This window comes from Streptomyces sp. NPDC029152, from assembly GCF_055564355.1.
Genome location: NZ_JBVHWR010000010.1, coordinates 282,236 through 307,437 on the forward strand (window position 1 = coordinate 282,236; position 25,202 = coordinate 307,437).

Below are 25,202 nucleotides of genomic sequence, written 5' to 3' on the forward strand. Positions count from 1 at the left end.
CTCGATGGCAGAGGCGAAGACGCCGGGTGACGGGCCGCTCAGCGGTGTGCGCGTGATCGAACTGGCCGCCATCGGCCCCGGGCCCTTCGCTGCCATGCTCCTCGCCGACCTCGGCGCCGACGTCGTCCGCGTCGACCGGCCCGGCGGTCCCGGCCTCGCGATCGACCCCGCCCGCGACGTCACCAACCGCAACAAGCGCTCGGTGACCGTCGACCTCAAGTCGCCCGACGGCCCGGCCCGCGTCCTCGACCTGGCCGAACGCGCCGACGTCCTGATCGAGGGCTACCGCCCCGGCGTCGCCGAGCGCCTCGGTGTCGGCCCCGCGTCCTGCCACGCCCGCAACCCGCGCCTGGTCTACGGCCGCATGACCGGCTGGGGCCAGGACGGCCCCCTCGCCCAGCGCGCCGGTCACGACATCGGGTACATCGCCCTCACCGGCGCCCTCGGCATGACCGGCGCCCCCGACGGACCGCCGGCCGTCCCGGCCAACCTGCTCGGCGACTACGCGGGCGGCTCCCTCTACCTGGTCGTCGGCATCCTCGCCGCCCTGCACCACGCCCGCGCCACCGGCACCGGCCAGGTCGTCGACGCCGCCATCGTGGACGGCGCCGCCCACCTCTCGGCGATGATCCACGGCATGCTCGCCGCCGGCGCCTGGCAGGACCGGCGCGGCACCAACCTCTTCGACGGCGGCGCCCCGTTCTACGGCACCTACGAGACGGCCGACGGCCGGTACATGGCCGTCGGCGCCCTGGAGCCGCGGTTCTACGCCGAGTTCATGGAGCGGCTCGGCATCCCGGACCAGGCGCCGGCCCGCGAGGACGTGGCCCGCTGGGGCGAGCTGCGCGAGGCGATCGCCGCCCGCTTCAAGGCCCGTACCCGGGACGAGTGGACGGCCGTCTTCACGGACTCCGACGCCTGCGTGGCTCCCGTCCTGTCGCTGCGCGAGGCCCCGCACCACCCGCACCTCGCCGCCCGCGGCACCTTCACCGACCACGGCGGCATCACCCAGCCGGCCCCCGCGCCCCGCTTCTCGGCGACCCCCACCGCCGTCCGCACCGGGCCCGCCCTGCCCGGCGCCGACGCGGAGGCCGTCGCCCGCGACTGGGGCCTGCCCCGCGCCCCCGAGCCGAACAGCCCCGCGAAGAACCCTCAGTGAAAGGCCTGCCAGTGACCACCGAAGCGTACGTGTACGACGCGATCCGCACCCCGCGCGGACGCGGCAAGGCGAACGGTGCCCTGCACGGCACGAAGCCCGTCGACCTGGTCGTCGGCCTCATCCACGAGATCCGCGCCCGGTTCCCGGGCCTCGACCCGGCCGCCGTCGACGACATCGTCCTCGGCGTCGTCGGCCCGGTCGGCGACCAGGGCTCCGACATCGCCCGCATCGCCGCCATCGCCGCCGGGCTCCCCGACACGGTGGCCGGCGTGCAGGAGAACCGCTTCTGCGCCTCGGGGCTGGAGGCCGTCAACCTGGCCGCCGCCAAGGTCCGCTCCGGCTGGGAGGACCTGGTCCTCGCCGGTGGCGTCGAGTCCATGTCCCGGGTGCCGATGGCCTCGGACGGCGGAGCCTGGTTCAACGACCCGATGACCAACCTCGCCACCAACTTCGTCCCGCAGGGCATCGGCGCCGACCTGATCGCCACCATCGAGGGCTTCTCCCGCCGGGACGTCGACGAGTACGCGGCCCTCTCCCAGGAGCGGGCGGCCACGGCGTGGAAGGAGGGCCGCTTCGAGCGGTCCGTCGTTCCGGTGAGGGACCGCGCCGGCCTCACCGTCCTCGACCACGACGAGCACCTGCGCCCCGGCACCACCGCCGACTCCCTCGCCGGGCTCAAGCCGTCCTTCGCCGACATCGGCGAACTCGGCGGCTTCGACGCCGTCGCGCTGCAGAAGTACCACTGGGTCGAGAAGATCGACCACGTCCACCACGCCGGCAACTCCTCCGGCATCGTCGACGGCGCCTCCCTGGTCGCCATCGGCTCCAAGGAGGTGGGCGAGCGCCACGGGCTCACCCCGCGCGCGCGGATCGTCTCCGCCGCCGTGTCCGGTTCCGAGCCCACCATCATGCTCACCGGACCCGCCCCCGCCACCCGCAAGGCCCTCGCCAAGGCCGGGCTCACCATCGACGACATCGACCTCGTCGAGATCAACGAGGCGTTCGCCGCGGTCGTCCTGCGCTTCGTCAAGGACATGGGACTGTCCCTGGACAAGGTCAACGTCAACGGCGGCGCCATCGCGCTGGGCCACCCCCTCGGCGCCACCGGCGCGATGATCCTCGGCACGCTCGTCGACGAACTGGAGCGCCAGGACAAGCGGTACGGCCTCGCCACCCTGTGCGTGGGCGGCGGCATGGGCATCGCCACCATCGTCGAGCGCGTCTGACCCCCTCCCGACGGACCACCTGGAGCACACCCTCATGACCACCGAGTCCACCACCATCCGCTGGGAGCAGGACGACACCGGCGTCGTCACCCTCGTCATCGACGACCCCGACCAGTCCGCGAACACCATGAACCAGGCGTTCCGCGCGTCCCTCGCGGCCGTCACCGACCGCCTGGAGGCCGAGAAGGACGCGATCCGCGGCGTCATCGTCACCTCCGCCAAGAAGACCTTCTTCGCCGGCGGCGACCTGCGCGACCTGATCCGCGTCACCCCCGAGACCGCGCAGGACCTCTTCGACGGCGGCATGGCGATCAAGCGCGACCTGCGCCGCATCGAGACCCTCGGCAAGCCCGTCGTCGCCGCGCTGAACGGCGCCGCCCTCGGCGGCGGCTACGAGATCGCCCTCGCCTGCCACCACCGCGTCGCCCTCGACGCGCCCGGCTCCAAGATCGGCTGCCCCGAGGTCACCCTCGGCCTGCTCCCCGGAGGCGGCGGCGTCGTCCGCACCGTCCGGATGCTCGGCATCACCGACGCGCTGCTCAAGGTCCTCCTCCAGGGCACCCAGTACTCCCCGCGCCGCGCCCTGGAGAACGGCCTGGTCGACGAGGTCGCCGAGTCCCGCGAGGACATGCTCGCCAAGGCCCGCGCCTTCATCGACGCCCACCCGGAGTCCGCCCAGCCCTGGGACAGGCCGGGCTACCGCATCCCCGGCGGCACGCCCGCCCACCCGAAGTTCGCCGCCAACCTGCCCGCCTTCCCGGCCAACCTGCGCAAGCAGACGAACGGCGCTCCCTACCCGGCGCCGCGGAGCATCATGGCCGCCGCCGTCGAGGGCGCCCAGGTCGACTTCGAGACCGCGCAGGTCATCGAGGCCCGCTACTTCGTGGAGCTGGCCGCCGGGCAGACCGCGAAGAACATGATCCAGGCGTTCTTCTTCGACCTCCAGGCCGTCAACTCCGGAGCCAACCGCCCGAAGGGCGTCGAGCCCCGCCGGGTCCGCAAGGTCGCCGTCCTGGGTGCCGGGATGATGGGTGCGGGCATCGCCTACTCGTGTGCCCGCGCGGGCATCGACGTGGTGCTGAAGGACGTCTCCCTGGAGGCGGCGCTCAAGGGCAAGGGCTACTCCGAGAAGCTGTGCGCCAAGGCCGTCGCCAAGGGCCGGACGACCCGGGAGAAGGCCGACGCGCTGCTGGCCCGGATCACCCCGACCGCCGAGGCCGCCGACCTCGCGGGCTGCGACGCGGTCATCGAGGCGGTCTTCGAGGACACGTCCCTCAAGCACAAGGTGTTCCAGGAGATCCAGGACGTCGTCGCCCCCGACGCGCTGCTGTGCTCCAACACCTCCACGCTCCCCATCACGGCGCTGGCCGAGGGCGTCGAGCGCCAGGCCGACTTCATCGGGCTGCACTTCTTCTCGCCCGTCGACAAGATGCCGCTGGTCGAGATCATCAAGGGCGGGCGGACCGGCGACGAGGCCCTCGCCCGCGCCTTCGACCTGGTCCGGCAGATCAAGAAGACGCCGATCGTCGTCAACGACTCGCGCGGCTTCTTCACCTCCCGCGTCATCGGCCACTTCATCAACGAGGGCGTCGCCATGGTCGGCGAGGGCGTCGAGCCCGCGTCCGTCGAGCAGGCGGCGGCCCAGGCGGGCTACCCGGCCAAGGTGCTCTCCCTGATGGACGAGCTGACGCTGACCCTGCCGCGGAAGATCCGCAACGAGACGAAGCGGGCCGTGGAGGAGGCGGGCGGCACCTGGACCGCGCACCCCGCCGAGGCCGTCGTCGACCGCATGGTCGACGAGTTCGGCCGCCCCGGCCGCAGCGGCGGCGCCGGCTTCTACGACTACGGCGACGACGGCAGGCGCACCGGGCTGTGGCCGGGACTGCGCGAGCACTTCACGAAGCCCGGGTACGAGATCCCGTTCCGCGACATGCAGGAACGCATGCTGTTCTCCGAGGCGCTGGACACCGTCCGCCTCCTGGAGGAGGGCGTGCTGACCTCCGTCGCCGACGCCAACATCGGCTCGATCTTCGGCATCGGCTTCCCCGGCTGGACCGGCGGCGTCCTGCAGTACGTCAACGGCTACGAGGGAGGTCTGCCCGGCTTCGTGGCCCGCGCGCGCGAGCTCGCCGAGCGCTACGGCGACCGGTTCACGCCGCCCGCGCTGCTCGTGGAGAAGGCGGAGAGGGGGGAGGTCTTCACCGACGGCCGCTGACGGCTCCCTCTCACCGGCGGCGAGCGGCCGGGGAACCCTCAGCGCTCGCCGTCGGCGTCGAGCCACTCCCGCAGCTCGTCCCGCAAAGACCGCTGGAAGGTGGTCAGCAGCGCCTGCACCACGATCGGGTGCATGTGGGCGGACAGGGACCGCACGTCCCGCGCGTCGCGCTCGGCGACCGCGTCGCGCAGCAGCCGCGACAGGTCGCGCGCGGCGGCGCGGGAGTGTTCGAGCAGAGCCGTACGGGCGGCGAGGACCGTCTCGGGGGACAGGGGGACGTCGAGCAGCTCGACGCCGAGCCGGAGCAGCCCCGCGTCGACGCGGTAGGCCTCCCGGCCGCCCTCCTCGCCGTCCCGCGCGAGGATGTCCATCTCCGCCAGCCGGTCCACCTCCTCGTCGGTCAGCGGCCGCCCCGCCCGCCGGTCCAGCTCCTCGCGCGTGACCCGTTCCACCGTCCGGGGCGCCCAGGAGGCCACCACCGCCCGGTGCAGCGCGAGGTCGTGGGCGGTCAGGTCCGGCGGCAGCTGCTTCAGGTACCGCTCGATCGCGGCCAGCGTCATGCCCTGGTGCTGGAGCTCCTCGATCAGCGCCAGCCGGGCCAGGTGCTCCCGGCCGTAGCGCCCGACCCGCCGCGGGCCGATCACCGGCGGCGGCAGCAGACCCCTGGTGCCGTAGAAGCGGACCGTGCGCACCGTGACGCCCGTCCGTGCGGCCAGCTCGTCGATGGTGAGGGCCGGCTCCCCGGTGTCGCTCGTCGTCATGTGCAGCAGTATCGCTGTCTCACCCGTGCTGTGACACCTCATGTGTCCCACGTGAAGGTGCCCGGCGGTTCCTGTGAGAAGTCACGCTGTGTGACCTGAGCCACCGCGTGCGAGCGCACGGTCGTGGGAAGGTGCTGATCTGGTCTGTGCCGCGAAGGGTGGTGCGGGCCTAGTCACTGTACGGACGACCCGGGCGCACCCCACCCGGGCGCACCAGAGAGTGGAACCACCCGTGAGCAAGGACGCCGTCGGCACGGCACAGGCCGCCACCCACCCCCAGGCGGCCGGGGCACCCGCGGACGCGGGCGACGCCGGCTACAGCAAGGACCTCAAGGCCCGCCACGTCAACATGATCGCCATCGGCGGCGCGATAGGCACCGGCCTCTTCCTCGGCGCCGGCGGACGGCTGCGCGACGCGGGCCCGGCGCTCGCCGTCGCCTACCTCGTCTGCGGCGTCTTCGCCTTCTTCGTCGTCAGGGCGCTCGGCGAGCTCGTGCTCTACCGCCCCTCGTCCGGGTCCTTCGTGTCGTACGCGCGCGAGTTCCTCGGCGAGAAGGGCGCCTACGTCGCCGGCTGGATGTACTTCCTGAACTGGTCGACCACCGGCATCGCCGACATCACCGCGATCGCGCTGTACACGCACTACTGGAGCCTGTTCACGAGCATCCCGCAATGGGTGCTGGCCCTGGCCGCCCTCGCGGTGGTCCTGGCCGTGAACCTCATCTCGGTGAAGATCTTCGGCGAGATGGAGTTCTGGTTCGCGATCGTCAAGGTCGCCACCCTGGTCGGCTTCATGCTGATCGGCATCTTCCTGCTGGCCACCCAGCACGACGTGGGCGGCTACGCCCCCGGGGTCGGCATGATCACCGACCACGGCGGCATCCTCCCGCACGGCGTGATGCCCGTGGTGCTCGTGATGCAGGGCGTGATCTTCGCGTACGCGGCCCTGGAACTGGTCGGCGTCGCCGCCGGCGAGACCGCCGAGCCGGAGAAGGTCGTCCCGCGCGCGGTGAACTCGATCATGTGGCGCGTCGCCCTCTTCTACGTCGGCTCGGTCGTGCTGCTGGCGCTGCTGCTGCCCGGCTCGCTCTACTCCGGCGACGAGAGCCCCTTCGTCACCGTCCTGTCCAAGGTCGGCGTCCCCGCGGCGGGCGACGTGATGAACCTCGTCGTCCTCACCGCCGCGATGTCCTCCCTGAACTCCGGCCTGTACTCCACCGGCCGCATCCTGCGCTCCATGGCGATGGCGGGCTCCGCGCCCCGGTTCACCCGCGTGATGAGCCGCAGCCAGGTCCCCTACGGCGGCATCCTGCTGACCTGCGGCATCTGCGTGCTCGGCGTGGGCCTGAACTACCTGGTGCCGAGCAAGGCCTTCGAGATCGTGCTGAACGTCGCCTCCCTCGGCATCATCAGCACCTGGGTGATCATCATGATCTGCCACCTGGTCTTCGTCCGCCGAGCCCGCGCCGGCCTGGTCACCCGTCCGCACTTCCGCCTGCCCGGCAGCCCGGTCACGGAGACCGTCACGATCGCCTTCCTCGTGGCCGTGCTCTGCATGATGGGCAACGACCCCGAGGTCGGCCGCTGGACCCTCCTGCTGATCCCGGTGATCGCGCTGATGCTGGTCGCCGGCTGGTTCGGCGTCCGCCGCCGGGTGGCGGCCAACGCCGGTCAGGAGCTCAGCCGGCTGAGCGGCTAGCGGACCGGGGCCGCTGTCAGTGGCGGCCCCTACGGTGGTGTCATGCCGGAGATCGCGTACGTCCGTGGTGACGCCACCGCCCCGTCGGCCAAGGGCGTCAAGGTGATCGCCCATGTCTGCAACGACCTCGGCGGCTGGGGCAAGGGCTTCGTCCTGGCCGTGTCCCGCCGCTGGCCGGAACCGGAGGCGGCCTACCGCGCCTGGCACCGCGACCGCGCGTCGAACGACTTCGGTCTCGGCGCCGTCCGGTTCGTCCGGGTCGAGCCGTACGTGTGGGTGGCCAACATGATCGGCCAACACGGCACGAGGACCGGCAGCAAAGGCGTCCCGGTGCGCTACGAGGCGATCGACGCCGCCCTCGGCCGCCTCGCCGGCCGGGCGGCCGAGCTGAACGCCTCCGTGCACATGCCCCGCATCGGCTGCGGACTGGCCGGCGGAAAGTGGTCCCGGGTGGAGCCGCTCGTCAGGGAGCGGCTCACGGGGCAGGGCATATCCGTGACCGTGTATGACCACGGGGACGGCGCCTGAGGCGGACGCCGTCCCCGGGCGCTCAGTGCTCGTGCACGTCGTTCGTCGCGGCGATCTTCTTCCACGACCGCGGCTGTGCGGGCGCGGCCGGCGCCTTCGCCGGCGACGCCGCGCGGGCCGCCGGCGCGGCCGGCTTCGACGGCTGGAACAGCCAGGTGTCGAACAGCGCGGCCAGCGGCTCGCCGGACACCTCCTCGGCGTACCGCCGGAAGTCGGCGACCGAGGCGTTGCCGTAGGCGTACCGCTGCGGCCAGCCCTTCAGGACCTCGAAGAACGCCTCGTCGCCGATCTCGTTGCGCAGCGCCTGCACGGCCAGCGCGCCCCGGTCGTAGACCGCGGCGTCGAACTGGTTCTCCGGCCCGGGGTCACCGGGCCGCACCGTCCAGAACGGGTCGTCGGCCGGGTGGGAGGCGTACGTGTAGTCGGCGAGTTCCTGCGCCGTGCCCTCGCCCTCGTGCTCGGACCAGAGCCACTGGGCGTACCGCGCGAAGCCCTCGTTGATCCAGATGTCCTTCCAGCCGCGCACGGACACCAGGTCGCCGTACCACTGGTGGGCCAGCTCGTGCACGACGACGGACACGTTCGACCCGTTCGCGAACTGCCGCGGGCTGTAGAACGGCCGGGTCTGCGTCTCCAGCGCGTACCCGGTCCCCGTGTTCGGCACGTACCCGCCCAGCGCGTTGTACGGGTACGGCCCGAAGTAGCCGCTCAGCCAGTCGGCGATCTCCCCGGTCCGCTCCACGCTGGCCCGCGCCGCGCCGTCGTTCGCGCCGAGGTCCTTGCTGTAGGCGTTGACGACCGGGATGCCGCCCTCGGTCGTGCCGGTGGTGAGGTCGAACTTCCCGACCGCCAGAGTGGCGAGGTACGTGGCCTGCGGCTTGTCCGACCGCCAGTTGAAGCGGGTCCAGCCCAGGCGCGAGCTGCTGGACTGGAGCGTGCCGTTGGAGATGGCCTGGGTGCCGTCCGGCACCTGCACGGACACGTCGAAGGTGGCCTTGTCGAGCGGGTGGTCGTTGCTCGGGAACCACCACCAGGCCGCCTCGGGCTCGTTCGCGCCGACGCCGCCGTCGGGGGTGCGGTGCCAGCTGGTGAAGCCGTACGCCTGCTTCGAGGACGGCACCCCGCTGTAGCGCACCACGACGGTGACGGGCGTGCCCTTGCGCAGCGGGCTCTTCGGGGTGATCACCAGCTCGTGTTCGCCCGACGTCGTGAACGACGCCTTGGCGCCGTTCACCCGCACCTCGCCGACGTCCAGCAGGAAGTCCAGGTCGAAGCGCGACAGGTCCTGAGTGGTACGGGCCAGGATCGTCGCCGTCCCCTCCAGCCGGTCGGTCGCCGGCTGGTACTTCAGGCGCAGGTCGTAGTGGGAGACGTCGTATCCGCCGTTGCCGTAGGCCGGGTAGTAGGGGTCGCCGATGCCCGGAGCGCCGGGGGAGTGGGCCGCCGCCGACGCCGGGATCGCCAGCATGAGGGAGGCGGCGCCCAATGCGCCCGGCACGATGATTCTGCGGTGCACGAATAGCTCCAAGGAGTAGGAGTGCGAAGTCCGTCCGGAGCCTATTCAGCCCCTGCGCTCCCGGTCATGTCCACGGCCACTCGGGTCACATGATCGTCATCCGGCCGACATGAGACGCCTGCCGCGACGGCTTCCGCCGGTCCCGGCCGCCCCGGCACGCCCCCTTCTGCGCGGCAGTCGACCGATGTAGCGTCCCGCGCATGCCGATGCGCACGCGCTTCACGACCTGAGGCCGCTCGTGACGCCGGCCACGCCCCCGGCCCACCCCCGCCGCGCGTCCCGCCCGCACCCCGACGAACGGAGGCCGATGAACCGCCCGCGCACCCTCACCCTCACCCTCACGGCCCTCACCGCGTCCCTCCTCACCGCCCCGGCCCACGCCGCCGACTCCTCACGGCCCCACCCGCCCCGCACCGGGTTCGAGACCTCCCACGGCGCCCGCTGGACCACCCAGCCCGAGGAACAGGCGTTCCTGTCCGCCGTCGACCGGGCGAGCGGCCGGGTCACCGTCGACCGCATCGGCACGACGAAGCAGAACCGCCCGGTCCGGCTCGTGACCATCGGCAGGCGCTCCGCCCCGAACACGGTGCTCCTCGTGTGCAGCCAGCACGGTGACGAGCCCTCCGGCCGCGAGGCGTGCCTGTCCACCGTCCGTGATCTGGCCTACGCCGCGGACCCGCGGACCCGGCGCTTCCTGGACCGCACCACCGTGCTGGTCGTGCCCACCGCCAACCCCGACGGCCGTGCCGCCGACACCCGCGGCAACAGCGACGGCGTGGACGTCAACCGCGACCACCTCGCCCTGCGCACCGCCGAGGCACGCGCCCTGGCCGCCGTGATCCGCGACCGGCGGCCCGACGTCCTCTACGACCTGCACGAGTACGGCGCCACACCCCCGTACTACGACAAGGACCTCTTCGACCTCTGGCCCCGCAACCTCAACACCGACGCGGCGGTCCACGACGAGGCCCGCACGCTGTCCGGGGCCTACGTCCGCCCCGCCGCCGGGAAGGCCGGGTACTCGACCGGTACCTACGGCATCTGGACCGACCCCGTCACCGGCGACCCGATCGAGCAGACCGCCGGCGACGGCCAGGAACGCATCCTGCGCAACATGTCCGGCGTCAAGCACGCCGTCGGCCTGCTCGTCGAGAGCCGCGTCGACCCCCTCACCGACGCCGAGCGGCAGGACGAGGCGCTGAACAACCGGCGCAGGGTGCGTTCCCAGCTCGCCGCCCTGGAGGGCCTCTTCCGCCACGCGGACCAGCGGCGCGGACGCGTCGAGGCGGCTACCGGCGCCGCCCGCCGCGCCGGCCGGGCCGACACCGGCCCGGTGTACCTCGGCGGCGCCGACAACGATCCGGCCGGACCCTCCGAGGTGATCCAGGACCCGCCCTGCGCCTACCGGCTCACCGCCGCCCAGTACGCGCAGGTCGAGGACGAACTCGCCCTGCACGGCGTCCGGGTGCGCCCGGACGGGGAGGGCGCCCGGGTACCGCTGCGCCAGCCGCTGCGCGCCCTCGTGCCGCTCCTCCTGGACGGCCGTGCCGCGTACCACCTGACGGCGGGCGAACCCGACAGCCACTGCTGAGGAGGTGAGTTCCGCGTCGCCCGTGGTAGAGGCGTGACGGAGGAGCTGTTCTCGGCCACACCGAAGGGAAAGGTGCCGCCTGTGACGCAGGATCGACCGAGAGACGACGAACACCACGAAAGAGGCACCCTCCCGGGTTCGGAAGCGGACCTGCCCGGGCACGCGAAACACCCCCGGACCGACCGGGTCGTCTTCGGCGTCACGGCTGCCCTGACCCTCGCCTTCGTCATCTGGGGCGCCGCCTTCACCGACTCGCTGGAGGACGTCTCCACCAGCATGCTCGGTGGCCTGATGCACAACGGCGGCTGGGCGTTCATGCTGGCCGCCTCCGGATTCGTCGTCTTCGCCCTCTGGCTCGCGGCCGGCCGCTACGGCCGGATCCACCTCGGCGCCGAGGGCGAGGAACCCGAGTTCCGCACGGTGTCCTGGGTCGCGATGATGTTCAGCGCGGGCATGGGCATCGGCCTGATGTTCTACGGCGTCAGCGAGCCGCTGGCGCACTACACGGCGCCCCCGCCGGGCACCTCCCCGGCCGACTCCGGCGAACGCATGGAGACGGCCATGGCCACCACCCTCTTCCACTGGACGCTCCACCCGTGGGCGATCTACGCGGTGGTCGGTCTCGGCATCGCCTACAGCACCTTCCGCAAGCGCCGCCGCCAGACCATCAGCGCCGTGTTCACCCCGCTCATCGGCGAGAGGAACGCGGGCGGCGTCGGCGGCCGGATCATCGACATGCTCGCCATCGTCGCGACCGTCTTCGGCTCCGCCGCCTCGCTCGGCCTCGGCGCCCTGCAGATCGGTTCCGGCGTGGAGAAGCTGGACTGGCTGGACAAGGCCGGCACGGGACTGCTCGTCGTCGTCATCGCGGTGCTGACCGTCGCGTTCGTGGCCTCCGCGGTCTCCGGCGTGGAGAAGGGCATCCAGTGGCTGTCCAACACCAACATGGTGCTGGCCCTGGTCCTCGCCGTCTTCGTGTTCGTCGCGGGCCCGACCATCGTCGTCCTCGACCTGCTGCCCACCTCGGTCTTCTCCTACCTCGGCGACCTGCCCCAGCTGGCCGGCCGCACCGAGGCCGGCGGCGGCAAGGGCGTCGCCGACTGGCTGGGCAGCTGGACCGTCTTCTACTGGGCCTGGTGGATCTCCTGGACGCCCTTCGTCGGCATGTTCATCGCCCGCATCAGCCGGGGCCGGACGATCCGCCAGTTCATCGGCGGCGTCATCCTCGTGCCCAGCACGGTCAGCCTGATCTGGTTCGCGATCTTCGGCGGCTCGGCGATGAAGCTCCAGGAGCAGGACCGGCTCGGCGACGACTCGTCCCCCGAGGGGCAGTTGTTCGCCGTCCTCCAGGAGTTCCCCGTCGCCACCCTCACCAGCCTGCTGGTGATGATCCTCGTCGGCATCTTCTTCGTCTCCGGCGCCGACGCGGCCTCGATCGTGATGGGCACCCTCTCGCAGAAGGGCGCGCTCGAACCCAGCCGCTGGGTGGTCGTGTTCTGGGGCGTGGTCACCGGCGCCGTCGCCGCCATCATGCTCCTGGTCGGCAGCGGCCAGGGCGACGCGCTGACCGGCCTGCAGAACCTCACGATCCTCGCGGCGGCGCCCTTCGTCGTCGTGATGGTCCTCATGTGCGTCGCCCTCATGCGCGACCTGCGCAGGGACCCGCTCATCGTGCGCGGCGAGATGGGCTCCGAGGCCGTCGAGATGGCCGTCATCGCGGGCCACGAGCGGTACGACGGCGAATTCGAGATCCGCATCGGCCCGGGCGCCGGCACGGAGGTGGAGGGCGACCCGATCGGCGGGCGCGGCGAGTGAACGGCGCCGGGGGCCGGGCCCCGCGGCCCGGCACCCGCAGGGCCCGCCCGGGTGTCCGCGTCCGGCGCGGATCCGCCGCCGGGGAGGGGGCCGGGCCACGGCGGCCTCGGCGCGCCCCGCCCCCGGAGCGAGCTCCTGGTCAGCCGGTCGCCAGTCGCGCCGCCTCCCGCGCGCAGCCCCAGGCCACCGTCACGCCCGCACCGCCGTGCCCGTAGTTGTGCACCAGCAACCGCCCGTCCGGCAGCCGCTCGCGCTCCAGCCGCACCGCGTCCCGCGCCGGCCTCAGCCCCACCCGGTGCTCCAGCACCCGCGCCCCCGCGACCTCGGGCCGCAGCGCGGCGCACCGCCGCACGATCGCCTCCGCGACCGCCGGGTCCGGCTCCGCCGACCAGGCGTCCTCCTCGGCCGTGCCGCCCAGGACGAGCCGGCCGGGATGCGGGAAGAGGTACGCCATCTCCCCGGAGACGAGGTCGGTGGAGACCAGCCAGGTGTCGACACCCGGGTTCTCCACCACGACCAGTTGCCCGCGCACCGGACGCACGGACGGATCCGGCACCAGTTCCCGGGCGCCCAGCCCCGTGCAGTTGACCACGACCGGCGCCCCGACCTCCGCCAGACCGGCGACCGCACGCGTCTCCACCACACCGCCCGCCGCCGTCAACCGCTCCCGCAGCCACGGCAGATAAGTCGACATGTCGATCAGCGGCAGACGCGTCCACAGTCCCGGCCCGCCGTACTCCTCGGCCCGCGCCGCGCGCAGCCCCGGCAGCCGCGCGGCCGCCCAACCGTCGACCTCGTCCAGTCCCGTCTCGCCCAGCACCCCTTCGACCACGCGTACGCCCGTCGCCTCGGGCCGCGCCGCCAGTTCCTCGTACACGTCCAGGGAGCGCAGCGCCCATTCCCGGGCCGGCGCCACCGGCTCGATGCGGTACGGCCACCACAGCGCGCCCGCGACCGCCGAGGTGGTGCGCTCGACGGGCTCCCGCGTCCACACCCGCACCCGCCTGCCGCGCTCGGCGAGCACGACGGCCGTCGTCAGCCCGATCACACCGCCGCCGATCACCACGACCTCGTCATCCGGTTCGGTTTCCACACCGGGACGATAGGCCCTGTCCGCCCGAACACGTCAGGGCGTGCTCACATCGGCCTCGCCGAGGGAATACTCACCGCATGGCTGCCGAATACGCGACCTTCGGCCTGGCACCGGCGATGCGGGCCGGTGGAGTCCTCGCCGGTGGCGACCACCAGGTCCACCGCGACTTCACGGACTTCATCGTGGACGGACGGTCCCTGCTGTTCCGGCTCTCCGACCTGGACGCCGTCTCCCCGCTCGCCTCCGACGTGCCACCGGCGATCTTCACCGCGCAGGTCCGCAGCCTCCTCCTGGAGACCGACGCGCCGCTGCCCGGCGGCCGGTACGTCATCTACGGCTGTCCCGACTGCGAGGACCTGGCCTGCGGCGCGGTGACCGCCGTGATCCGGCGCGACGGCGACGACTTCGTCTGGCGGGACTTCGCCTGGCAGACCGGCGCACACGCCGACCTCGAGTTCAACGGCTACCACGGCATCGGCCCCTTCCGCTTCCCCGGCGCCGAGTACCGCGCGGCGCTGGCCGCCCTGCTCGACGGCGGCGCGCACACCCGCCGCCGGGTCCTGCTGATCGGCGCCCGCGTCGCCCTGCTCGCCAGACTCGCCGCGGCGCTGCGCACCATCGGCATCGGCGCCGACATCACCCAGGACGCCACCGGCGTGCCCGCCGACGAACTGCGCGCCTACGGCGCCGTCGTCTTCGGCCGCGCGGCCGGCGAGGAGGAACGGGCCGCCGTACGCCGGGCCTTCACCCGGGCCGGCGCCGACGTCGCCCACGTCGACGGCCTCGCCCCGATCGTCCCGCTCCTCGTCGCCCAGATCGAACACGCCCTGGACCGGGGCCCGGCCGAGCGGCACCGGCTGATCCGCCTGACGGCGACCGGCGGCGCGGCGGAGATCGAGGTGACCTCGCCCTGCCGGGTGCGGCTCACCGCGTACCGCCTCGACCGCCTCCACCGCACGCACACCCACGAGGTCTTCGACGACGTGCTCGAACCGGGCGGCCACCGCATCGCCCTGGACCCGAAGGCGGCGAAGGGGGAGTCCTTCGTGGTGGCGCGGGCGCCGGGAAGCGTGCTGGTGGCGGCGGTGCGGCACGGGAAACCGGGCTGAGCGGGCGGCGGGGCGCGGTTAGGATCGACGGTCTGATGACTGCCACCCTCGTCGCCAAGAACCTCGCCGCCGGCCACGGCGACCGCTCCCTGTTCACCGGGCTCGACCTCGTCGTCGCCCCCGGCGACGTGATCGGACTCGTCGGGGCCAACGGCGCCGGCAAGTCCACCCTCCTGCGGATGCTGGCCGGCCTCACCGCCCCGGAACAGGGCGAGCTGCGCCTGTCCCCGCCGAGCGCCACCGTCGGCCACCTCCCACAGGAGCCGGAACGCCGGCCCGGCGAGACCGTCCGGGCGTTCCTCGCCCGCCGCACCGGCGTCACCGAGGCCCAGCGCGCCATGGACGAGGCCACCCAGGCCCTGGTCGAGGGCGCTCCGGGCGCCGACGACGCCTACGCGACCGGTCTGGAGCGCTGGCTCGCCCTCGGCGGCGCCGACCTCGACGACCGCGCCGAGGAGACCGCCGACGCGCTGGGCCTGACGGTGGACCTGGACCAGCCGATGACGTCCCTGTCCGGCGGCCAGGCGGCACGCGCCGGTCTCGCCTCCCTCCTCCTGTCCCGCTACGACGTCTTCCTACTCGACGAGCCGACCAACGACCTCGACCTGGACGGCCTGGAACGCCTCGAACGCTTCGTGACCGGCCTGCGCGCGGGCACCGTCGTCGTCAGCCACGACCGCGAGTTCCTCACCCGCACGGTCACCAGGGTCCTCGAACTCGACCTCGCCCAGCGGCAGATCAACCTCTACGGCGGCGGCTACGAGGCCTACCTGGAGGAGCGCGAGGTGGCCCGCCGGCACGCCCGCGACGAGTACGAGGAGTACGCCGACAAGCGCGCCTCCCTCCAGGACCGGGCGCAGATGCAGCGCACCTGGATGGACAAGGGCGTCAAGAACGCCCGGCGCAAGGCGGGCAACGACAACGACAAGATCGGCCGCAAGTTCCGCAGCGAGGCCAGCGAGAAGCAGGCCGCCAAGGCCCGCCAGACCCAGCGCATGATCGAACGCCTGGAGGTCGTCGAGGAACCGCGCAAGGAGTGGGACCTGCGCATGGAGATCGCCTCGGCGCCGCGCTCCGGCGCGGTGGTCGCCACGCTGCGCGACGCGGAGGTCCGGCGCGGCGGCTTCACGCTCGGCCCGGTCTCCCTCCAGATCGACTGGGCCGACCGCGTGGCGGTGACGGGAGCCAACGGCGCGGGCAAGTCCACGCTGCTCGGCGCCCTGCTGGGCCGCGTCCCGCTCGACGCCGGGCACGCGGCGCTGGGCTCGGGGGTCCTGCTCGGCGAGGTGGACCAGGCCCGCGCCCTGTTCCACGGGTCCGAGTCCCTGCTCGACGCCTTCCGCACGGCGACGCCGGACACCGAACCGGCCGACATCCGCACCCTCCTGGCCAAGTTCGGCCTCAAGGCGGACCACGTCATGCGCCCGGCCTCGACCCTCTCCCCGGGCGAGCGCACCCGGGCGGCCCTCGCCCTCCTCCAGGGCAGAGGCGTCAACCTCCTGGTGCTCGACGAGCCGACCAACCACCTGGACCTGCCGGCCATCGAACAACTGGAATCGGCCCTGGACGCCTACGAGGGCACCCTCCTGCTGATCACCCACGACCGCCGCATGCTGAACGCGGTCCACGTCACCCGCCGCCTGGAGGTGGCGGACGGCAAGGTGACGGAGACCTCTGCCTAGCCGCAGCCGTCCTGGCTGCGGGCAGTCGTGCCTTCCCCAGTGCCTGAACGGCCTGGGCGGTGCCCCCGGGGCGGCACGGGTGGGCGGTGGGGGTCGCCCCCGCTCGAGCGAAGCCGAGAGTGGGGGAGGCACCCCGAAAGCGCCGGGCCGCGCGACCCACCCTCGCCCGGCCCGGCGCCGGGCGCCTACGCCAACCCGGCCCGCCGCAACGCGTCGGCCATCGCCCCGTTGGAGGGCGCCGGCGCAGCCGAGGCCGGCTTCCCCTTCCCTCCGGAACGTCCCTGCTGCCGTTGCCGAGGCGGCCTGCCCCCACGCGGCTCCCGCTTCTGCTCCCCCCGCGGAGCGGCCTCGTCGTCCAACCGCAACGTCAACGAGATCCGCTTCCGCGGGATGTCGACGTCCAGCACCTTCACCTTCACGATGTCCCCGGGCTTGACCACGTCCCGCGGATCCTTCACGAACGTCTTCGACATCGCGGACACGTGCACGAGCCCGTCCTGGTGCACGCCGACGTCCACGAACGCCCCGAAGGCGGCCACGTTCGTGACGACCCCCTCCAGCACCATCCCGGACGCCAGGTCGGAGATCTTCTCCACGCCCTCCTTGAAGGTGGCCGTCCTGAAGGCCGGCCGAGGGTCGCGCCCCGGCTTCTCCAGCTCCCTCAGGATGTCGCTCACCGTAGGCAGACCGAACTTCTCGTCCACGAACTCCGCCGGCCTCAGCGACCGCAGCACCGCGGTGTTGCCGATCAGACCGGCCACCTCCTGCCCGGCGGTCTTCACCATCCGCCGCACCACCGGGTACGCCTCGGGGTGCACGCTGGACGCGTCCAGCGGGTCGTCGCCGCCCCGGATCCGCAGGAAGCCCGCGCACTGCTCGTACGCCTTCGGTCCGAGCCGCGACACCTTCTTCAGCTCGGTCCGCGACCGGAACGGCCCGTTCGCGTCCCGGTGCGCCACGATGTTCTCGGCGAGCCCGGAGGTGATGCCGGAAACGCGGGCCAGCAGTGGCGCGGAGGCCGTGTTGACGTCCACGCCCACGCCGTTCACACAGTCCTCGACCACCGCGTCCAGCGAGCGCGACAGCTTCACCTCGGACAGGTCGTGCTGGTACTGGCCGACCCCGATCGACTTCGGATCGATCTTCACCAGTTCGGCCAGCGGGTCCTGGAGCCGCCGCGCGATCGACACGGCGCCGCGCAGCGACACGTCCATGTCGGGCAGTTCCTGGGAGGCGAAGGCGGACGCCGAGTACACCGAGGCGCCCGCTTCGGACACCATCACCTTGGTGAGCTTCAAGTCAGGGTGCCTGGCGATGAGTTCACCGGCGAGCTTGTCGGTCTCCCGGGACGCCGTGCCGTTGCCGATCGCGATCAGTTCGACCGCGTGCTCCTTCGCCAGCCGCGCCAGCCTGGCGATGGCCTCGTCCCACCGGTTGGCCGGGACGTGCGGGTGGACGACGTCGGTGGCCACGACCTTGCCGGTCGCGTCGACCACGGCGACCTTCACACCCGTACGGAAGCCCGGGTCGAGGCCGAGCGTGGCGCGCGTGCCGGCCGGGGCGGCCAGCAGCAGGTCGCGCAGGTTGGCGGCGAAGACGTTCACCGCCTCGTCCTCGGCGGCCGTGCGCAGCCGCAGCCGCAGGTCGATGCCGAGGTGGACCAGGATGCGGGTGCGCCAGGCCCAGCGGACCGTGTCCGCGAGCCACTTGTCGCCGGGCCGGCCGCGGTCGGCGATCCCGAACCTGTTCGCGACGATCCCCTCGTACGACGACGGCCCGTCGGCGGGCTCCTCGGGCTCCAGGACGAGGTCGAGGACGTCCTCCTTCTCACCGCGCAGCATCGCGAGGATCCGGTGCGAGGGCAGCTCGGTGAACGGCTCGGCGAAGTCGAAGTAGTCGGCGAACTTGGCGCCGGCCTCCTCCTTGCCCGGCTTCACCTTGGCCGCGAGCCGCCCGCGCGCCCACATCCGCTCGCGGAGCTCGCCGATCAGGTCGGCGTCCTCGGAGAACTTCTCGGTCAGGATCGCCCGGGCGCCGTCCAGGGCGGCCTGCGGATCGGCCACGCCCTTGCCGGCGTCGACGAACGCGGCGGCCGCGGCGAGGGGGTCCACGGACGGGTCGGCGAGCAGTCCCTCGGCGAGCGGCTCCAGACCCGCCTCCCGCGCGATCTGCGCCTTCGTGCGCCGCTTGGGCTTGAACGGCAGGTAGACGTCCTCCAGGCGGGCCTTGGTCTCCGCCTCGCGGATCCGGGCCTCGAGCTCCTCGGTGAGCTTGCCCTGCTCGCGCACCGAGTCGAGGATCGCCGTACGCCGCTCCTCCAGCTCCCGCAGGTAGCGCAGCCGTTCCTCGAGCGCGCGCAGCTGCGCGTCGTCGAGCATCTCGGTCGCTTCCTTGCGGTAGCGGGCGATGAAGGGCACCGTCGAGCCGCCGTCGAGCAGCTCCACCGCGGCCTTCACCTGCCGCTCCCGTACGCCGAGCTCCTCGGCGATCCTGCTTTCGATGGACCTCACGTCGATGGACGCGCTGGACCCGGGTGTCGTCACGATCCCGTACCGCCTTCTCACAGAGGTTGCGCGGCAATTGTGGCAGGCGGCACCGGCAATCGGGGATCAGGGCGCCACCCGGGCCCGTCGCGGCCGGACGGCACCGGGACGCGGCGTCAGGCCCTGCGGGCCGAGGACGAGGCCCCGCCGAAGAGCCGGGCCAGCGCCCGGAAGGGAAGCGTGACGACGGTGGCGACGGCGCCACCGATCTGGCGCAGGACGTCTGCGACGGCACGGAACACGAGGAACTCCTCTCTTCTCCCGGCCCCTTCGGCCGGGAGAATGACGGGTACCTCGGGATCGGCCCCGCATGCCCCGTACGGACGGGCCGCGGCTCAGCGCTTGCCGAGCAGGTCCTTCGGGAAGGCGCCGGCACCGAGCGCCCTGCGCGCGAACGAGGTCCCCAGCTCGGTCAGACGTGCCACGCCCTCCGCGCCCAGGTGCGCGTAAGGGGCCTCGTCCATCCGGTCCGTCTCCCGTTCGATCCCCTCGCGCAGGGCGACGCCCCGCTCGGTCAGCTCACCGGCGTCGTCGAGCAGTCCGCGCCCACGCAGCCGCTCCGACGCCGCGTCCCACTCCTCCCGGCTCCAGCCGCGGGTGGTGAACACCCACTTCGGCGTCATCCCCTTGCCGGTCGCGGTGTGCGTCACCAGGGCCTCCAGGCCGTCGAGGCCCGCGGCCAGCAGCGCGGCGAGGTGCCCGTCGCCCCGGTGCTCGCGCAGCAGCGTCGCCGCGTGCCACAGCGCCAGGTGCGGCTCGCCGGGCACGGGCAGGTCGGCGTGGGCCGAGTACAGCGGACGGGCGCCGCGGGAGCAGCCCTCGGCGGCCCGCAGCGCCAGCTCGGCCGCCTCCGCCATCTCCGCGGACGCCACGGCCTCCTCGCCCAGCAGGCGGCGCAGCGTCGCGTCGACGGCGCGCGTGCGCGCGGCCAGGACCTGGGCGGGGGCGACGGTCTCCCACACGGCGGGCACGTGCCGTGCCACCAGGTCGTGCTTGTAGTTGTAGAACGCCGCCGTCACGACGCCGGCCCCGACCGGGCCGAGGGCGGCGGCACGCACCGCGAAGTTGACGGCCCGGGGGTCGGTGACCCCGAGGGCCGCCAGCTCCCGGCCCAGGTCGGGCGAGAAGTAGTGCGTCGAGTGCAGCGAGTTCAGCGCGTTGTGGCAGCGGCGGCCGGCGCGGGCGTCGAGGGCGGCGGTTGTCATGCCGGGCACGTTACCAACCGCTCAGTACGTCCTCCAGGGGTACGGGAGGCATGGCAGGAAAGGTGGGGAACCCGTCATTGCGGCCGTCGCCGGGCGGTCGAAGAATCGGAGGCATGGCGCAGCGAACCGTCCTCGTCGTCCTCTTCGACGACGTCCAGAGCCTCGATGTCACCGGACCCGTGGAAGTCTTCGCGGGCGCCGAGAAGCACACGCCGGGCACGTACCGCATCCGCACCGCCTCGCTGGACGGCGCTCCCGTGCGCACCTCCAGCGGTCTGACCGTCGTACCGGACCGGGCCCTCGCCGGGGCGCCCGCCCCGCACACCCTGCTGGTCCCCGGCGGCCAGGGCACCCGGGACCCGGACCCGCGCCTGACCGGGTGGCTGCGCGAGCACGGGCCCCGCGCCCCGCGCCTGGTCTCCGTCTGCACCGGAGCCGCCCTGCTCGCGGCGGCCGGCCTGCTGGACGGCCGCCGCGCCACCACCCACTGGGCGTACTGCGACCGGCTCGCCCGTGACCACCCGGCCGTCGAGGTCGATCCCGACCCGATCTACGTCCGCGACGGTCACGTCGCCACGTCCGCCGGTGTCACCTCCGGCATCGACCTCGCGCTCGCCCTGGTGGAGGAGGACCTGGGCAGGGAGGCCGCCCTCACCGTCGCCCGCCACCTGGTGGTCTTCCTGCGCCGGCCCGGCAACCAGGCCCAGTTCAGCGCCCAGCTCGCCGCCCAGACCGCGCGCCGCGAGCCGCTCCGCGAGGTCCAGCAGTGGATCACCGAACACCCCGGCGCCGACCTGAGCGTGGAGTCCCTCGCCGCCCGCGCCTCCCTCTCCCCGCGCCACTTCGCCCGCGCCTTCCGGGCCGAGACCGGCATGACGCCCGGCCGGTACGTCGACCGGGTGCGCCTCGAACACGCCCGCCGGCTGCTGGAGGACAGCGGCGACGGCGTCGAGGAGATCTCCCGTGTCAGCGGTTACGGCACCCCGGAGGCCATGCGCCGTGCCTTCGTCAAGGGGCTCGGCACCCCACCGGCCGAGTACCGCCGCCGGTTCCGGCCCGCGGCCGCCCGCTGACGACGCGCCCCCGCCCGCCCGAATACACGCGAAAGGAAACACATGCAGATCGCCATCGTCCTCTTCGACCGTTTCACCGCCCTCGACGCCGTGGGCCCCTACGAGGTCCTGAGCCGCATCCCGGACGCGGAGACCGTCTTCGCCGCCGAGCGGACCGGCCCCGTCCGCAACGACACGGGAAGCCTCGCACTGACCGCCGACCGCACGCTCGCGGACCTGTCGAGCCCGGACGTCGTCCTCGTGCCGGGCGGCCCCGGTCAGGAGGCGCAGATGGACAACGGGGCCCTGCTGGACTGGCTGCGCGCCGCCGACGCCACCAGCACCTGGACCACCTCGGTCTGTTCCGGCTCCCTGCTGCTCGCCGCGGCGGGACTGCTCACCGGCCGCCGCGCCACCTCGCACTGGCTGGCCCTGGACCTGTTGAAGCGGTTCGGCGTCGAGCCGACCGGGGAGCGGGTGGTCACCGACGGCAAGTACGTCACCGCGGCCGGCGTCTCCTCCGGCATCGACATGGGCCTCACCCTGGTGGGCCGGATCGCCGGCGCCGAGCACGCCCAGGCGGTGCAGCTGCTGACGGAGTACGACCCGCAGCCGCCCTTCGACGCAGGGTCACCGCAGAAGGCGCCCGCGCATCTCGTCGAGGAGTTCCGCACCCGAAGCCGCTTCACCCTGACGTAGGCACGCTCCAGCCGAAGCGCGGCCGCCTGCGCTCCAGGAACGCGGCGACCCCCTCCGCGGTGTCGCCGCTGCCGCGCGCCTGCGCGGCCCAGTGCTCGTCCCGACCGGTGCGCCCGTTCGCGAACTCCTTCGCCGCCGCCTGCGTCAGCTGCGAACGGGAGACCAGGACGCGGGTGAACTCGGCGACCCGCTCGTCGAGTCCGCCCCCCGGCAGCACCTCGTCGACCAGTCCCGTGCGCAGCGCCCGTCCGGCCTCGATCAACTCGCCGGAGAACAGCAGGTACTTCGCGGTGGCCGGCCCCACCAGCGACACCAGCCGCCGGGTCGCCGACGCCGGATACACCACGCCGAGCCTGGCGGGGGTGACCCCGAACAGGGCCCCCTCCTCGGCGAACCGCAGATCGCAGGCCGCCGCCAACTGGGCGCCGCCGCCCACGCAGTGACCGCGGACCGCCGCCAGCGTCGGCTTGGGGAAGGCCGCGAGGGCCTCCTCGGCGCGCACGGCGAGCAGTTGCGCCTCCTCGGCGGAGTCCCGCAGGGTCGAGATGTCGGCCCCGGCGCAGAACGTCGCCCCCTCACCGGTGAGCACCAGCGCCCGCACCGCGGGGTCGCCCGCCAGGGCGTCGAGCAGCTCCGGCAGCGCCCGCCACATCGCGGTCGTCATGGCATTGCGCTTGGCCGGGTGGTGGACGACGACGGTGGCGACCGAGTCGGAGACCCGGTGCAGCAGCTGCGGCTCCATGGGCCGGATGCTATCCGCCCGTACGAAGAGCGCGCGGAGCAGGTGCAAGCGGGACAGGAACGATCCCGCAACCGACCCGGCCATACGCCGACGGTCAGAACCGTTCGATACCTGCCGACTTGTGTTCAGTCCTCCGGGGCGGAGGGGCGCGTTACCAACACTCTGGGGTGTGGTGACAATCGAGCCCGAGGGTGGCGACCGGACGATGGAAGAGACCGGGCCCGCGCAACCGCTGCCGTACGAAGGCGTCTGGCGGTTCACCGCGCCCGCCGTCGACGCCTCCGTCCCGCAGGCCCGCCACGCGGTCCGGGACCTGCTGGTGCGCCAGGGCGTGCCGGTCTCCGACGACGTGGTCCAGGGGCTGCTGCTGATCGTCTCGGAGCTGGTCACGAACGCCGTCCGGCACGCGGCGGTGCTGTCGCCGACGCTCGCCGTGGAGGTCGCCGTCGGACCCGAGTGGGTCCGGGTGTCCGTGGAGGACAGCCACCCCTACCGCCCGACCGCCCTCGAGACCGACCACGGGCGGACGGGCGGGCGCGGGCTGCTCCTGGTCCGGGAGGTCACCCGGGAGCTGGGCGGGGCGTGTGACGTGGCCCACACGGCGAGCGGCGGCAAGGTGGTCTGGGCCGCCCTGCCACTCGGACACGCCCCGCGGTAGCGGGCCCGTTCACCAGCCGGCGGACGGCCCCGTCAGCTCGCGGACGGCGGGCCGGGCCGCGTCCAGCACCGTCATGAACCACGCCGAGAAGGTGTCCCTCGCGTGCCGTTCGGCCAGCTCGTCCGGGGTCACGAAGACCGTCTCGGCGACCTCTTCCGGGTCGGGCCGCGGCGGTGCCTGCACCAGGCCGACGAACAGGTGGTTGTACTCCTGCTCGACCAGTCCCGAGGCCGGGTCCGGGTGGTTGTAGCGCACCGTGCCCGCCTCGGCGAGCAGCGACGGCGAGACACCGAGCTCCTCGAACGTCCGCCGGGCCGCGGCGGCGAACGGCGCCTCACCGGGATAGGGGTGGCCGCAGCAGGTGTTGGACCACACTCCGGGGGAGTGGTACTTGCCCAGGGCCCGTTGCTGGAGCAGCAGCCGGCCGCGCTCGTCGAAGAGGAACACGGAGAAGGCGCGGTGCAGCTGCCCCGGCGGCTGGTGCGCGGCGAGCTTCTCCGCGGTACCGACCGTCACGCCGTTCTCGTCGACCAGTTCCAGCAAAATCGCGTCTGCGGTGCCGTTCGACGAACTGTGCGTCGCGGTGGCAGGAGTGATCGGCATACCCATCCTTCACATCGGTCCTCGCGCCCCAAGTGTGCCCCACGAATCAGGCGCGCTCGGCACTTCCGGCACGCCCGCATGTCCCGCGCGACGACGCGGAACCGCGGCCCGCACCGGCCGGCGCCGGGGAGGGGCCCACGGTCCGGGATCGTGCCCGGTGCCGCCCCCGGGGAACCGTCCGGGCCCCGGCCCGTGCGCGCCCGTGAGGAAACAGGGGGCGGGAGGGGAGCCGGAGCGCCCCGCGCCTCAGTGGCACAGCCGGGCCTCGTGCTGCGCGTGTCCGCCGGGCTCCAGCTGGAAGGTGCAGTGCTCCACGTCGAAGTGGTCGCCCAGGCAGCCCTGCAGCTCGTGCAGCATCTTCTCGTGACCGATCGCGTTCAGCGCCTCCCCGCTCACCACCACGTGCGCCGACAGCACCGGCATGCCCGAGGTGATGGTCCACGCGTGCAGGTCGTGGACGTCCTCGACGCCGTCCAGCGCCAGTATGTGGGCGCGCACCTCGGCGATGTCCACGCCCTTGGGCGCCGCCTCCAGCAGCACGTCCAGCGTCTCGCGCAGCAGCCGCCACGTGCGCGGCACGATCATCAGACCGATCACCAGGGAAGCGATCGGGTCGGCCGGCTGCCAGCCCGTGGCCAGGATGACCAGCGCCGAGACGATCACCGCCAGCGAACCCAGCGCGTCCGCCGCGACCTCCAGGAAGGCGCCGCGCACGTTCAGGCTCTCCTGCTGCCCCCGCATCAGCAGCGTCAGCGACACCGTGTTCGCCACCAGGCCGATCGCGCCGAAGACGACGGTCAGCCCGCCCGCGGTGCCGGCCGGTGTGATGAACCGCTCGATCGCCTCGTACAGGACGTACCCGCCGACCCCGAGCAGCAGCACACAGTTGGCCAGGGCCGCGAGGATCTCCGCGCGGGCGTAGCCGAAGGTGCGCCGGTCGCTCGGCGGCCGGTTCGCGAAGTGGATCGCCAGCAGGGCCATGCCCAGCCCGACGGCGTCCGTCGCCATGTGCGCCGCGTCGGCGACCAGCGCGAGCGAGTCGGCGAGCACGCCGCCGACGATCTCGACGACCATGACGGTGAGCGTGATCGCCAGCGCGACCCGCAGCCTGCCGCGGTACGCGGCCGTCGCCGTGCCCCCGCCGGGCGCGCCGTGCGCGTGCCCGTGATCGTGCCCAGCCCCCATGAAAGCCGCCTCCCTGTGTATGCGGGATCTCAGTCAACTACGGGTGGGGGGTATGGGGCAACGCGGCACTGAACACCGTTGTCATATCATCTGACCTGCGGAAACGTTCCGCAGGTCAGAG

Annotated in this window: 21 protein-coding genes; 12 read left to right on the plus strand and 9 right to left on the minus strand. The window is 73.1% G+C overall.

Annotation, left to right across the window (positions count from 1 at the left end; translation table 11 throughout):
- Window positions 1-4: 4 nt before the first annotated feature.
- Genes ACZ4V6_RS22625 through ACZ4V6_RS22635 form a run of 3 tightly spaced genes read left to right on the plus strand, consistent with a single transcriptional unit; the run spans window position 5 to window position 4,600 of the window.
- A complete protein-coding gene (locus ACZ4V6_RS22625) occupies window positions 5-1,159 on the plus strand; it encodes a CaiB/BaiF CoA transferase family protein (protein ID WP_467830211.1) in 1,155 nt (384 codons plus the stop codon).
- Between the two features lie 11 nt (window positions 1,160-1,170).
- On the plus strand, window positions 1,171-2,385 hold the full coding sequence (locus tag ACZ4V6_RS22630; RefSeq protein WP_467830213.1) for an acetyl-CoA C-acetyltransferase: 1,215 nt from the start codon (window positions 1,171-1,173) through the stop codon (window positions 2,383-2,385).
- Window positions 2,386-2,419: 34 nt separating this feature from the next.
- Complete coding sequence (locus tag ACZ4V6_RS22635; protein WP_467830216.1) at window positions 2,420-4,600, plus strand: 3-hydroxyacyl-CoA dehydrogenase NAD-binding domain-containing protein; 2,181 nt, start codon at window positions 2,420-2,422, stop codon at window positions 4,598-4,600.
- Window positions 4,601-4,638: 38 nt separating this feature from the next.
- On the opposite strand, the gene ACZ4V6_RS22640 is transcribed toward ACZ4V6_RS22635, so the two are convergent.
- Window positions 4,639-5,361, minus strand: coding sequence for a MerR family transcriptional regulator (locus ACZ4V6_RS22640; protein ID WP_467830218.1), 723 nt, complete (start codon window positions 5,359-5,361; stop codon window positions 4,639-4,641).
- Window positions 5,362-5,593: 232 nt separating this feature from the next.
- On the opposite strand from ACZ4V6_RS22640, the gene ACZ4V6_RS22645 reads away from it, so the two are divergent.
- Entirely contained in the window at window positions 5,594-7,060 is a 1,467-nt protein-coding gene (locus ACZ4V6_RS22645; protein WP_467830220.1) for an amino acid permease, read from the plus strand.
- 42 nt (window positions 7,061-7,102) lie between these two features.
- On the plus strand, window positions 7,103-7,588 hold the full coding sequence (locus ACZ4V6_RS22650; protein ID WP_467830222.1) for a macro domain-containing protein: 486 nt from the start codon (window positions 7,103-7,105) through the stop codon (window positions 7,586-7,588).
- A gap of 22 nt (window positions 7,589-7,610) precedes the next feature.
- Here ACZ4V6_RS22650 and ACZ4V6_RS22655 read toward each other — a convergent pair whose 3' ends face one another.
- Window positions 7,611-9,104, minus strand: a complete 1,494-nt coding sequence (locus tag ACZ4V6_RS22655; RefSeq protein WP_467830225.1) for a M1 family metallopeptidase — start codon at window positions 9,102-9,104, stop codon at window positions 7,611-7,613.
- 307 nt (window positions 9,105-9,411) lie between these two features.
- Here ACZ4V6_RS22655 and ACZ4V6_RS22660 point away from each other — a divergent pair, with 307 nt between their 5' ends.
- Window positions 9,412-10,695 carry a M14 family metallopeptidase gene (locus tag ACZ4V6_RS22660; RefSeq protein ID WP_467830228.1) on the plus strand — a complete coding sequence of 428 codons (1,284 nt, stop codon included), beginning with the start codon at window positions 9,412-9,414 and terminating at the stop codon, window positions 10,693-10,695.
- An 81-nt stretch (window positions 10,696-10,776) separates the two neighbouring features.
- Window positions 10,777-12,510 carry a BCCT family transporter gene (locus tag ACZ4V6_RS22665; protein WP_467830230.1) on the plus strand — a complete coding sequence of 578 codons (1,734 nt, stop codon included), beginning with the start codon at window positions 10,777-10,779 and terminating at the stop codon, window positions 12,508-12,510.
- Between the two features lie 139 nt (window positions 12,511-12,649).
- Here the strand turns inward: ACZ4V6_RS22665 and ACZ4V6_RS22670 are convergent, their stop codons facing one another.
- Entirely contained in the window at window positions 12,650-13,603 is a 954-nt protein-coding gene (locus tag ACZ4V6_RS22670; protein ID WP_467830233.1) for an FAD-dependent oxidoreductase, read from the minus strand.
- 77 nt (window positions 13,604-13,680) lie between these two features.
- On the opposite strand from ACZ4V6_RS22670, the gene ACZ4V6_RS22675 reads away from it, so the two are divergent.
- Window positions 13,681-14,712, plus strand: coding sequence for an oxidoreductase (locus ACZ4V6_RS22675; protein ID WP_467830235.1), 1,032 nt, complete (start codon window positions 13,681-13,683; stop codon window positions 14,710-14,712).
- 35 nt (window positions 14,713-14,747) lie between these two features.
- Window positions 14,748-16,394 (plus strand): ABC-F family ATP-binding cassette domain-containing protein, encoded by a 1,647-nt coding sequence (locus ACZ4V6_RS22680; protein ID WP_467830237.1) that lies wholly within the window; start codon window positions 14,748-14,750, stop codon window positions 16,392-16,394.
- A gap of 185 nt (window positions 16,395-16,579) precedes the next feature.
- Here the strand turns inward: ACZ4V6_RS22680 and ACZ4V6_RS22685 are convergent, their stop codons facing one another.
- From ACZ4V6_RS22685 to ACZ4V6_RS22695, 3 genes are all read right to left on the minus strand, one after another.
- Window positions 16,580-18,937 (minus strand): Tex family protein, encoded by a 2,358-nt coding sequence (locus ACZ4V6_RS22685; RefSeq protein ID WP_467830240.1) that lies wholly within the window; start codon window positions 18,935-18,937, stop codon window positions 16,580-16,582.
- A gap of 116 nt (window positions 18,938-19,053) precedes the next feature.
- Complete coding sequence (locus tag ACZ4V6_RS22690) at window positions 19,054-19,179, minus strand: LPFR motif small protein (RefSeq protein WP_467830243.1); 126 nt, start codon at window positions 19,177-19,179, stop codon at window positions 19,054-19,056.
- Window positions 19,180-19,272: 93 nt separating this feature from the next.
- The gene (locus ACZ4V6_RS22695) at window positions 19,273-20,142 is read right to left on the minus strand and encodes an SCO6745 family protein (RefSeq protein WP_467830244.1); all 870 of its coding nucleotides are present in this window, start codon (window positions 20,140-20,142) and stop codon (window positions 19,273-19,275) included.
- 113 nt (window positions 20,143-20,255) lie between these two features.
- On the opposite strand from ACZ4V6_RS22695, the gene ACZ4V6_RS22700 reads away from it, so the two are divergent.
- A complete protein-coding gene (locus ACZ4V6_RS22700) occupies window positions 20,256-21,215 on the plus strand; it encodes a GlxA family transcriptional regulator (RefSeq protein WP_467830247.1) in 960 nt (319 codons plus the stop codon).
- Window positions 21,216-21,257: 42 nt separating this feature from the next.
- Window positions 21,258-21,893, plus strand: coding sequence for a DJ-1/PfpI family protein (locus ACZ4V6_RS22705; protein WP_467830250.1), 636 nt, complete (start codon window positions 21,258-21,260; stop codon window positions 21,891-21,893).
- Here the strand turns inward: ACZ4V6_RS22705 and ACZ4V6_RS22710 are convergent.
- Window positions 21,880-22,635: an enoyl-CoA hydratase/isomerase family protein gene (locus ACZ4V6_RS22710; protein ID WP_467830253.1), complete on the minus strand. Its 756-nt coding sequence runs from the start codon at window positions 22,633-22,635 to the stop codon at window positions 21,880-21,882. The two genes, ACZ4V6_RS22705 and ACZ4V6_RS22710, sit on opposite strands and share 14 nt — an antisense overlap.
- Window positions 22,636-22,840: 205 nt before the next feature.
- Between ACZ4V6_RS22710 and ACZ4V6_RS22715 the strand changes: the two genes are divergently transcribed.
- Complete coding sequence (locus ACZ4V6_RS22715) at window positions 22,841-23,293, plus strand: ATP-binding protein (protein ID WP_467830312.1); 453 nt, start codon at window positions 22,841-22,843, stop codon at window positions 23,291-23,293.
- Window positions 23,294-23,302: 9 nt separating this feature from the next.
- Here ACZ4V6_RS22715 and idi read toward each other — a convergent pair whose 3' ends face one another.
- Both idi and ACZ4V6_RS22725 read right to left on the minus strand, forming a co-directional pair.
- Window positions 23,303-23,896, minus strand: a complete 594-nt coding sequence (gene idi / locus ACZ4V6_RS22720; RefSeq protein WP_467830255.1) for an isopentenyl-diphosphate Delta-isomerase — start codon at window positions 23,894-23,896, stop codon at window positions 23,303-23,305.
- A gap of 246 nt (window positions 23,897-24,142) precedes the next feature.
- Window positions 24,143-25,081, minus strand: a complete 939-nt coding sequence (locus ACZ4V6_RS22725) for a cation diffusion facilitator family transporter (protein ID WP_467830258.1) — start codon at window positions 25,079-25,081, stop codon at window positions 24,143-24,145.
- Window positions 25,082-25,202 lie beyond the last annotated feature (121 nt).

Bases quoted from the DNA above. Each gene is read 5' to 3' on its own strand.
- ACZ4V6_RS22625 (WP_467830211.1), top strand. From the start codon at position 5: ATGGCAGAGGCGAAGACGCCGGGTGACGGGCCGCTCAGCGGTGTGCGC.
- ACZ4V6_RS22635 (WP_467830216.1), top strand. From the start codon at position 2,420: ATGACCACCGAGTCCACCACCATCCGCTGGGAGCAGGACGACACCGGC.
- ACZ4V6_RS22640 (WP_467830218.1), bottom strand. From the start codon at position 5,361: ATGACGACGAGCGACACCGGGGAGCCGGCCCTCACCATCGACGAGCTG.
- ACZ4V6_RS22650 (WP_467830222.1), top strand. From the start codon at position 7,103: ATGCCGGAGATCGCGTACGTCCGTGGTGACGCCACCGCCCCGTCGGCC.
- ACZ4V6_RS22660 (WP_467830228.1), top strand. From the start codon at position 9,412: ATGAACCGCCCGCGCACCCTCACCCTCACCCTCACGGCCCTCACCGCG.
- ACZ4V6_RS22675 (WP_467830235.1), top strand. From the start codon at position 13,681: ATGGCTGCCGAATACGCGACCTTCGGCCTGGCACCGGCGATGCGGGCC.
- ACZ4V6_RS22680 (WP_467830237.1), top strand. From the start codon at position 14,748: ATGACTGCCACCCTCGTCGCCAAGAACCTCGCCGCCGGCCACGGCGAC.
- ACZ4V6_RS22695 (WP_467830244.1), bottom strand. From the start codon at position 20,142: ATGACAACCGCCGCCCTCGACGCCCGCGCCGGCCGCCGCTGCCACAAC.
- ACZ4V6_RS22700 (WP_467830247.1), top strand. From the start codon at position 20,256: ATGGCGCAGCGAACCGTCCTCGTCGTCCTCTTCGACGACGTCCAGAGC.
- ACZ4V6_RS22705 (WP_467830250.1), top strand. From the start codon at position 21,258: ATGCAGATCGCCATCGTCCTCTTCGACCGTTTCACCGCCCTCGACGCC.
- ACZ4V6_RS22710 (WP_467830253.1), bottom strand. From the start codon at position 22,635: ATGGAGCCGCAGCTGCTGCACCGGGTCTCCGACTCGGTCGCCACCGTC.
- ACZ4V6_RS22715 (WP_467830312.1), top strand. From the start codon at position 22,841: ATGGAAGAGACCGGGCCCGCGCAACCGCTGCCGTACGAAGGCGTCTGG.
- idi (WP_467830255.1), bottom strand. From the start codon at position 23,896: ATGCCGATCACTCCTGCCACCGCGACGCACAGTTCGTCGAACGGCACC.
- ACZ4V6_RS22725 (WP_467830258.1), bottom strand. From the start codon at position 25,081: ATGGGGGCTGGGCACGATCACGGGCACGCGCACGGCGCGCCCGGCGGG.